Genomic DNA, 10,005 nt, shown 5'->3' on the forward strand with positions numbered 1-10,005 from the left:
CACGATCGCAGCGTCCGGGGTGGAGACACCCCACCCGGGTCGGGGTGGGGCCGTGCACCACGTGATCGAACGGCTCTGTGCGGCGGTCCGATAGTGTCTGCGGTCGTGTCACGAGTGTCGGTCCCGCATCGACTTCCGCGCTTCTATCTGCGTCGTCCGTGGATGATCCGACGGCTCTCGACCGCGGCGCCTGTCACCTTGGTCATGGGCCCGGCCGGAATCGGCAAGACGACTGCGGTGGCCGGATGGACCAACGAATCCGACGATCCGATCGCGTGGATCAGGTGTGTGCCCAGCGATCAAGCGTCCGTCGCCTTCTGGCCGTCGATCGACAAGGCGCTGCGTTCGGCGATCGGGGACGAGAGCCACGACTCGAGTGTCGTCCGGTCTCTGGCTCCCGACGACGCCGCTCTCGAACTGGTCGCCCTCCTCGACACGATGCTCGAGCGCGACACCGTGCTGGTGATCGACGACTACCACCTCGCCGAGGATGGGGGCCTCACATCGTCGATGGAGCTTTTTCTCGATCGGCTTCCCCTCCGGCTCCGAGTCGTGATCGTGTCTCGAAACGCGCCGATGTTCCCGCGCGATCGCATGCGCGTCGCGGGAGACCTCTCCGAGATCGACGTCGACGATCTGCGGTTCTCGAGTCTCGATGCGGCTGATCTCCTCCAGATGCTGGCGCCCGACATGGAGCCGGCTGTCGCCACGAAGATCGCTGCGGTGTCGGACGGGTGGGTCGCGGCGCTCCGGCTCGGCGCGCTGGCGTGGACATCGCGCCCTCACGAATCGTTCGAGATCGAGGCTCCGATCGATCATCTCGAGGATTGGGTGTTCCGCGAGGTGTTGGGAACCGAGTCAGCGTCGCTCGTGAGCTTTCTCGCCGACCTGGCGATCGTCGACCATGCGTCGATCGGCCTCGCCCAGGCGATCACGGAGCGCCCGGACACGAGTGACCTGCTCGAGTTGGCACAGAACCGAGGGGTGTTCGTCTCGCGTGTCGGCGTCCAGGGGCACTACGCGATCCATCCTGCCGTGCGGAACGCACTGCTCACCCGGCGAGAGCAGCGCGATCCGGTCCGTCTGAAAGCGTGTCGCAGACGAGCGGCCGCATGGCTCGAAGGAAACGACGACACGATCGAGGCTCTGGAGCAGTACCTGCTCGCCGACGAGCAGGACGACGCGCTGCGGCTGCTGTCCGACCGCCACGTCCAACTCTATGACGGCGGTGCCGCAGAGGCGGTTCGTGGCCTCCTCGCGAAAGTCGGACCAGCGGCGGCAGCGCGGAACGTCGGGAGCCTGCTCGACGTGGCCTGGTGTCAACTGCTGGCCGACGTACCCTCGTTCTGCGAGAACGTCGAGCAGGCCACCTGGTGGTCTGAGCACGACGGCTCCACGGATCCCCTCGAGACCAGGCGTCTTCACGCGCTTCAGGCGATCGTGTGGCTGTCGCGTGGCCACTCGGAACGGGCGGAGAGCGCGGCCCGATCGGCCCTCGAGGGGGACGCTCCGTGGTACGACGACCCGATCATCCGAACCACCTGGAACGACGTCGCACGGACGATCGCCGTCTCGGAACGTTGGGACGATGCATCGGATCATGTGCGCGAGGTCACGGTCGTGCTTCGGAGGGATCCGACCCGCACCCTGGTGCTCGAGGCGACCCGTGCACTGGGGCGGGCGCTCGCCGGCTGTCCGGTCGACGCCCTGCGAGCCGCGAGCGGGGCACGAACCTCGTCGACTCTCGCCAACCTGACGATGTCGGTGGGCGAACTCGCCCTCGCCGAGGTGATCGCACGCCGAGAACTGGGCGACGCCGACGATGCTGTCCCTGAACTCGAACGACTCATCGATGCCGATGTCGGACCGCTCGCGTACGTACGCGGGTTTGCGGCCGCCGAATTGACGCACCTGCATCTCGACCGCGGTTCGCTCGCCGAGGCGAACCACACGTTCGACCGACTCGAACGCATCGTCAGCGATGAAATGCCCGGGCCTGACGGGCAGACGCTGCTCGGCCGGGTCGGAACCGTCGTGTCGTCCGAGGTCGGAGACCGAGAACAGGCGCAGCTCTGGGCGGACATCGTCGACGACTCCTTCTGGGGTCCGGTCAGTCGAGCACGCCTCCTGCCGACGACAACCGCCGAACTCGCACAGCAGCTGCTCGCGGAGGCCGTGGCACGTACCCCGCGGCATGCCGTGATCTTGGCCATGCTCAGGGCGCGGTACGCGACCGATCGGGACACGACCACCACGTTGGTGGAGTCGGCGGTCGAGATCGCGTACGAGAACAACCTGCTCCAGACCCTCGCCTCGGCTGGTCAGCACGAAGTGATCGAGCGGGTCGCGTGGCGTCTGCCCGAGGAGTGGATGGACCGCCTGCGGCGTGCGACTGCCGTGGTGCAGCCCGGAGTCGACACGAGTGCGTCGCTCGTCGAACCACTGACGGTTCGAGAGCGCGATGTGCTCCGGTTCCTCCCCAGTCGTCTAACGCTCAAGGAGATCGCGTCCGAGCTGTACGTCTCGGTGAACACGCTCAAGTTCCACCTCAAGGTGATCTACCGGAAGCTCGGCGTCAACTCTCGCGCGGAGGCGGCCGAGATCGCTCGGTCATGGAGCCGGGTCGATCACTGATCGCCCATCAGGGTCGACGACCTTCCGCCTCTGGCGCTCGAACTCGGTGCTCGAGAGCAATCCCCTCTCGAGCAGTGCCGTCAGCTCCTCGAGTTGCTCGGCCACGTCGATCACCGGACGATGCGGCTGCGGAAGATCGACCAGCCACGGGCTGCGATCGAGGAGCTCCTGCGGTGAGCGCTCACGCGGTCGACGGGAGGTCACAGCGTTTCCCGCCGAGGCGACCGAAGCTGCGGCAGCACTTCGATGAGGCGAGCGGCGGGAATACGCTCACCACCCGCGACGTAGCCACCGACCGCTCGAACGGCCGAGGCGAGCGGCTGGGCCCACTCGTCCTCGACGACCACGACGACGGCGAGCGACCTGGCGGGAAGCGCCACGGCGATGAGTTCGAGGTCATGTGAGCTCAACACACCGCGTCGCGCTTCGAGCAGCGCCGGTCGGCACTCTGATCTCGGCATCTCCAAGGTGACGACCTCTCCAGATCGGTCGTGCCCGACGATCGCCCCGTCCAGGAGAACCACCTGTCTTCGCGATGCCAGGGTCTCGACGGCATCGAGGACGTCCTCGATCGACCTCTCGTCGGGCACGACCACGACGAGGTATTCGACGAGCTGCGGGTCGACGGATCGACCAGTTTCGCGGCGTACGCTCACCGGCGCTGCTCCTTCGGGATGAGATCCGATTCCGGCACGACGTCGGATTGGCTTGCCCAATCCTGGACCACGTCGGCGGGGTCGAGGACCACCCTCGGCGGGGTGGTTGCGTGCCGAACGGTCAGCGCCGGATCGACGTCCGCCGATTCGTCAGAAGTGCCCGCGTCTGCTCGTGAGTCGGCCTGGCGAAGACTTCCGCCGTCGGCCCGATCTCGACCAGGTTGCCGTCGGCGAGGACCGCCGTCCGATCACTGAACGCTTGCACGGCACCGAGATCATGGCCGACGACCACGATCGTCAGATCGAGAACACCGCGCAACCGATCGAGCAGCTCGACGATCGCCGCGCGGACGACGCTGTCCAGCGACGCGGTGATCTCATCGCACAGAAGGAGCTCCGGCCCAGCGACGATCGCCCGTGCGATCGCCGCACGCTGGAGTTCGCCACCGGAGAGCTCGTCGGGATAGCACTCGGCAACGGACGCAGCGAGGGACACCAGTTCGAGCGCCTCGTCGACCGCACGACGCGTCTCGCGACGACTCGACCTCTGAGCACGCAGCGGTCGCGCGACGGAATCTCCGACCGCGCGGCGTGGATTGAACGACTCGTACGGGTGCTGCGGAATCAGCTGAATCGCGCGCCGCTGCGCAGGAGTTCGTCGTCGGACGCGCGGTTCGAGCACCACACCTCCGAAGGTGATCGTCCCGCTGTGCGCGGCGTGAGAGCCGGCGATCGTCCGCAGCAGGGTCGTCTTCCCCGCACCCGACTCACCGACGATCGCGAGCCATTCGCCGCGAGCAACCTCGATCGAGACCGAGCGCACGACCTCGGCCCCGATCTGAGTCGCGGAGACGTCGTCGAGCGAGACGGCCACACCGCCGGGCTCCCGCCGCAACGTTGATGTCTCCGCACGCTTCCGGAGACGGTGCGGCACCGCAAACGAGTCGATGCACCGCGACCGTCGATCCGGACCGACGACGATCAACTCCGGTGTCACTCCGCGACAGTCGTCCCGCACCAGGTCGCACCGGTCCGCGAACCGACAACCCGGCACGCGTTCGGGTGGGGCAGGAGCGCGACCCGGGAGTCCGACCGCTCGACGTCCCCCCTCGACCGGGATCGCCGCGACGAGTTGGCGGGTGTACGGATGCGCCGGGTCGGACAGCACGTCGGCCGTCGGTCCCTCCTCGACCACGTGACCGGCGTACAGCACCGCCACCCGATCTGCGATGTCAGCGACCAGCCCGAGATCGTGAGAGATGCAGAGCACGGCAAGGCCCCGCTCACTCGTCAAGCGCCGAACCGTGTCGAAGACGCGGGCACCGGTGACGGCGTCCAGACCGCTCGTGGGTTCATCGAGCACGACGACATCCGGTTGGCACACGAGCGCGATCGCCATGACGAGTCGCTGCATCTGACCGCCCGAGAGCTGGTGTGGATATCGCCGAAGGAAGTCCGACGAGTCGGGAAGGGATACGGCGCGCAACGTCTGACCGATCGGATCGGTCTCGGCGTCGCTGGATCGGCCGATACGCGCCTCGAGTACGGCTGAGAGTTGCGTACCGATCCGTCGTGCCGGGTTCAGTGCCGACGCGGGGTGCTGGGACACATAGCTGATCCGTCGACGCCGCGGGTCGGACGAGGATCGCGAGTCCTTCGGCTCCAGTGGCTCGCCCCTCAGCCGGACTTCGCCGGAGCGCACCACCATGGCGTTGCCGAGGTATCCGAGAGCTGCCAATCCGAGTGTCGTCTTCCCGGCGGCGGACTCACCGACCACACCGACCACCTCGCCCGTCTCGACCGACAGGGTGACGTCGTCGATGATGTCGTGACGGCTCCCGGCACGGGCGACGCTCAGTCCGTCGATTGCCAGGACGGTCATCGCTCACCCATGCTGGCCGCTCCAGCGGTGGTTCGGGCGATGCCGTCGGTGATCAACCCGGCCCCCAAGGTGAGCGCGACGATGGCGGCTGTCGGTACCAGCACTCCCCACGGTTGCACGGCGAATGCAGCGCGGTTCTCCTGCACCATCGCTGCCCAATTGGCTTCGTTCGTGCCGGTGGTGAAGCCCAGGAACGCAAGCGACGCGACGATCGCAACTGCGTAGGTCAGCCGGATTCCCGCCTCGACGAGCAGCGCGCCGGAGATGTTCGGCAGCACGTCCCTGGTCATCACGTACCATCGCGTTTCGCCGATGCGGTCCGACACCTCGACGAAGTCCCGCTCGACCACCACGGTTGCGGCACCGTACGAAACACGCGCGACTCGAGGAGCGGTGACGAGCGCCACCGCCGCCGTGATCAACCACGGCTCGGGACCCAGCGTCGTCATCGCCACCAGCGCCAGCAGGATCGGCGGGACGGCGAGCGTGACGTCGACGCCGCGCATGATCCACTGGTCGACCAAGCCGCCGTGGGCCGCAGCAAGCGCACCGGTGGCGGCGCCGACGAGGACCCCGATCGCGGTCGCAACCGATGCGATGACGAGAATCGACCGCCCGCCGAGGAGAAACCTCGACCACACGTCCTGTCCCAGATGATCCGTGCCGAGTATCGCTCCGGCAACTCGCGCCGTGTTCGGTCGTCCCACGTACTCCGTCGCTCCGAGCGGCGCGAGCAGCGGACCGAGGGCTGCGATGAGCACGACTCCCGTGACCAGAACCAGCCCGATCTTTACGCGTCTCAGGCGCAGAGCCCGTCGGAGCGGACCCTGGCGGCGACGCCGCCGTGCGCGGGTGTTCCCAGCAACGTTCATGTCAGGCGTGTGCGGAGACGTGGAGTGAGGAGCACGGTTCCGACGTCGGCGGCGACGTTGCACGCGACAAAGAGCGACGAGATGAACATGGCGATGAACTGAACGACCGGGACATCGTGCGTCGTGATCGCTTCGACGAGGCCGGTTCCGATGCCCGGGTAGTTGAACACCGCTTCGACGACAACCGCACCGCCAGCGATGTAGGTCAGACTCAGCGCGATGACCTGAAGGGTCGGAGGCAGAGCGTTCGGCCACGCCTGGTGCCAGACGACCTGGCGTGACGACAACTGGTTCATTCGAGCGGCGGCAACGTAGTCGCTGTCGAGCACCTCCATCATCGACGCCCGCATCGACCGCACCACGTAGGGCACCGCCAGCAAGGCCATCGTGATCGACGGAAGGATCATGCCGTCCAAGTCATTCCATGGGCGAACGTCGCCGCGTACCGAACTCGTCGCCGGAAGGAACTCGAACACGCCGATCGAGAAGGCCATGAGCAGGAGAATCGCGATCAGGAACTCGGGAAGCGCAACGAGCACGAGGGTCGCGACATTGGTGACCGAGTCGAACAGCCGATCCCGTCGCACCGCGGCGCGGACACCGATCAGGATCGACAACGGCACCGCCAGAATCGCGGCGACAGCCATCAACACCATCGAGTTCCCGACGCGCGACAACATGTCATCGCGAATCGGCCGTCCGTCGATGTAGGAATTCCCGGGCTCGCCGGAGATCAACCCGCGCAACCATTCGCCGTACTGGCTCACCAGCGACCGATCGAGACCCAACTCCGAACGCTTCGCCGAGAGCACCTCGGGCTGCCGGGCACGCGGGCCCAGGATCGCGGCGGCCGGATCGCCGAGCACCCGCGTCAGCACGAAGACCAACAGCGACACCACGAAGATCGTGAGGACGCCGACGGCGCATCGCCGGACGACGAACTTCGCGACACCCACGCGCACAATCCTTCGCGCGGCGACGGCTACGCGTCCAGCCAGATGTTCTTGAAGCCGTGGCCGTAGTGATCGAGGTTCAACACGGTGGGCCGGGCGACGAGGCCGCGGACCCCGACCCGGTGGGCGTCGACCAGGTTGCTGAAGGCGGCGATGATGTTGCCACCATCACGGTACTCCTCTTCCTGCATCGCTCGAACGATCTCACATCGAGCGTCGGCATCGTTCGTCCCGATCGCCTCCAGGTACCGCGACGCGAAATCGCTTCCGGCCGGCGGCCAATGGGTTTCCGGATGGACGGCGTCATGCAAGCTGCTCAACGGCACCTGCGGCAGGTACGACCTCGTTCCCCAGAAGCCGGACGCGAACGTCCGCGTGCAGTACTCCTCCCCCCAGTACTCGGCGCTGGGCAGAACTCTCACGTTCACCGTGACGCCCGCGTCCCGGGCATGATCCGCGAACACGGAGGCAATGGCGACGAGCGCCTCGATGTCGTTCGGCGCGTAGAGGTCGATCTCGAGCTCCGACTGGCCGGCGTCGGCGAGCAGCTCGCGTGCCTGCTCGATGTCGCGTTCGCGTTGAGGAAGCTCGTTCGGAAAGCATGGATCGAGTGGCGCGTACATGTCGTTGGCGACCCGTCCGTGACCGGCCAGTGCTCGCTCGACCAGCTCGTCGCGATCGACCATCAGTCGAAACGCTCGCCGAACACGCTCGTCGTCGAACGGAGGCTGGTCGACCGCCATCGTCAGTGGAAGCCAGCTTCCACCCTCCGATTCGAGGAGCGTCAGGTCGCGGTCGCCGGCAACCGTGTCGGCCAATCCGTACGGGACGTCGACCATGCAGTCCACCTGGCCCGTCCGGAGGGCGTTCATGAGGGCGGTCGAATCAGCGAAGTCGATGATGCGGACTTCGTCGAGGTACGGGCCGTCGGATTGCCAGTACCGGGGATTCCTCACGTGCACGCTCTCGGAGCCCGGATCGAACGACTCGAGTTGGAACGGTCCGGTTCCGACCTGGTTCGGATCATCGCGGGAATACCCCTCCGGCACCATTCCGAACGCGTACAACGCCAGCATGTCGAGAAAGGTCACCGCCCGCTGCTCGAGACGGATGTCGACGGTTCGAGCGTCGACCTTCGTGATCCCGGACGGAGCCAGGAGAGCCTGCAACGCCGGGTTGATCCCCAGACTCGGGTCGATCGCACGTCGGAAGGAGTACACGACGTCGTCGGCGTCGAGCGTCTTGCCGTTGTGGAATTCGATGCCCTCACGGATCCGGATCGTGTAGCGGTCTGGTGATTCCGACTCGATCTCCTCCGCCAGCCCGTGGTCGAGCGACACATTGAAGTTCTCGTCATACGTCGCGAGCGACTCCCACCCGGCGACGAGGCGCGCCGTGTCGGGTTTCGCGGTGATGAACTGACCGTCCACGATGTCGTTGGCGCCACCGAGCATGCCGACGCGCAATGTGCCACCGTGTCGTGGACCCTGGAGCGCGACCGACGCTGTCGAGGTGCCCGGGCCGCCGCTCCCGGACGATCCGGTGCCGCAGCCCGCAGCGATCGCGAGCGCGCCACCGGCGAGGAGGAACTCGCGTCTGGTCGAACGGGACGTCATGTGCAGGTGAGGATCTCCAGTCGCTCGGTGGAGCGGAGCGCGTCCTCGCAGGGGCACCATAGCCGCCGATCTCCGCCGCCTCGCGGTGCCGTGTCGGTCAGGTACGAGCCCGACCGTCCTCGGAACGGAGCAGCTGGTGGGCAAGCGTGATCTCGACCACGACGACCGGGACGAGCACGAGGATCGCCGCAGCGGCGTGCATCGCCCACAGGGCGAGAAAGGAAAGCTCGAGATGGACTCCGAGCGCGTGGAGGATCTGGTGCTCGACGGCAACCGGAAGCGTCACGACGAGCAGGGTCAGACCGAACCGTCGACCGGTCAGCTGGAGCGAACGGCGCAGCGCGAGTCGCGCAGGAACGCGCTCGATCATCACGAGCGAACCGGCGAGGCACGTGAGGGTGAACGCAACGAGTCCGGGGACGAACCCGAGGAGCGACGCCGTTCCGATGACGAGCGCCTGCGCGAGGTCGACCCCGACCAGGCGCCCATACGGCAGGGTGCGGACCGCGCGGCGCAGACCGACGTCCTCCTCACCGAACTCGCGGCCGACCAGGGTGTCGAGCAGGCCGGCACACAACGCCGAGCCGAACATGAGCAGGCTGATCCAGAGATAGGTGCCGACGTAGAGCAGCGGCTCGCCACGCTCGATCCCACCGTGCACGATCCCGACGGCGAATGCCTCGATCGCCGCGAGCGGCCCGAACAGAACCAGACCGACGACCGCCAGGATCCCCGCGCGGCGCCGACAGATTCCCAGCGCAGTTCGAATCACCTCCCTGGCGCGTGGCCTGGACGAGCTCACGTCGCCACGCGACCAGCGCGGACTCGCAACGACAGCCATTGCATCGATCGCACCACACTCCAAGATGTCACACATCCCACACGAGCGTGGACGACCGGGGAGAGCGAGATCGTCGGACAACGCCTGCGACCATTCACCCGCGTCGACCACCCGGCGGCACGCGGGCGACCCACCCCTCGCCGGGTGGAGCGTCGCCACCCGCGCTGGATCCATCATGGGCCCGGGCAGAGAGGCCGGCCCATCGCGCCGAACCGGTCGGATCGATCGAAGAGGAGAACGACGTATGCCAGGATTGTTCAGGGGCGTGGCCCGAACGGCCGTGATCGCCGTTCATGGCAAACACACGAGTCGAACAGGGTGCCGTGATCATGCGTTCCACCGGTCGTTCGCAACGGATTCAGCAGCAAGCCAACCGATGGACACGGAGCAGACATGACCGCCGACGATGATGCCGCTGTGACGGACACCCAAGACCCACCAACGCCCGACGAGCCATCGAACAAGGCGATCAAGTTCCCCACCGCGCTCACGGTCCTGGGCATCGTTCTCCTGGCGGTCTGGGTCGCCTCGTTCCTCATCCCCTCGGGTTT

7 protein-coding genes are annotated in these 10,005 nt (G+C 66.9%); 1 reads left to right on the plus strand and 6 read right to left on the minus strand.

Annotation, left to right across the window (positions count from 1 at the left end; genetic code table 11):
- Positions 1-105: 105 nt before the first annotated feature.
- Positions 106-2,634, plus strand: coding sequence for a winged helix-turn-helix domain-containing protein (locus ON45_RS08460; protein ID WP_148288587.1), 2,529 nt, complete (start codon positions 106-108; stop codon positions 2,632-2,634).
- 200 nt (positions 2,635-2,834) lie between these two features.
- Here ON45_RS08460 and ON45_RS08470 read toward each other — a convergent pair whose 3' ends face one another.
- The 6 genes from ON45_RS08470 to ON45_RS08495 form a co-directional block, all read right to left on the minus strand.
- A complete protein-coding gene (locus ON45_RS08470; RefSeq protein ID WP_040493208.1) occupies positions 2,835-3,290 on the minus strand; it encodes a DUF6325 family protein in 456 nt (151 codons plus the stop codon).
- A 121-nt stretch (positions 3,291-3,411) separates the two neighbouring features.
- Positions 3,412-5,172, minus strand: coding sequence for an ABC transporter ATP-binding protein (locus ON45_RS08475; protein WP_051062745.1), 1,761 nt, complete (start codon positions 5,170-5,172; stop codon positions 3,412-3,414).
- On the minus strand, positions 5,169-5,933 hold the full coding sequence (locus ON45_RS08480; protein ID WP_051062746.1) for an ABC transporter permease: 765 nt from the start codon (positions 5,931-5,933) through the stop codon (positions 5,169-5,171). Before ON45_RS08480 ends, ON45_RS08475 begins: the two co-directional genes overlap by 4 nt.
- Positions 5,934-6,040: 107 nt before the next feature.
- Entirely contained in the window at positions 6,041-7,000 is a 960-nt protein-coding gene (locus tag ON45_RS08485; RefSeq protein WP_040493210.1) for an ABC transporter permease, read from the minus strand.
- Positions 7,001-7,026: 26 nt separating this feature from the next.
- The gene (locus ON45_RS08490; RefSeq protein ID WP_040493211.1) at positions 7,027-8,613 is read right to left on the minus strand and encodes an ABC transporter substrate-binding protein; all 1,587 of its coding nucleotides are present in this window, start codon (positions 8,611-8,613) and stop codon (positions 7,027-7,029) included.
- A gap of 97 nt (positions 8,614-8,710) precedes the next feature.
- Positions 8,711-9,415, minus strand: coding sequence for a hypothetical protein (locus tag ON45_RS08495; protein WP_148288588.1), 705 nt, complete (start codon positions 9,413-9,415; stop codon positions 8,711-8,713).
- Positions 9,416-10,005: the final 590 nt, after the last annotated feature.

The organism is Ilumatobacter nonamiensis YM16-303, from assembly GCF_000350145.1.
Taxonomy (GTDB): Bacteria; Actinomycetota; Acidimicrobiia; order Acidimicrobiales; family Ilumatobacteraceae; genus Ilumatobacter_A; species Ilumatobacter_A nonamiensis.

Excerpts from the sequence above, each read along its gene's own strand:
- ON45_RS08490 (WP_040493211.1), bottom strand. The coding sequence starts at position 8,613 with ATGACGTCCCGTTCGACCAGACGCGAGTTCCTCCTCGCCGGTGGCGCG.
- ON45_RS08475 (WP_051062745.1), bottom strand. The coding sequence starts at position 5,172 with ATGACCGTCCTGGCAATCGACGGACTGAGCGTCGCCCGTGCCGGGAGC.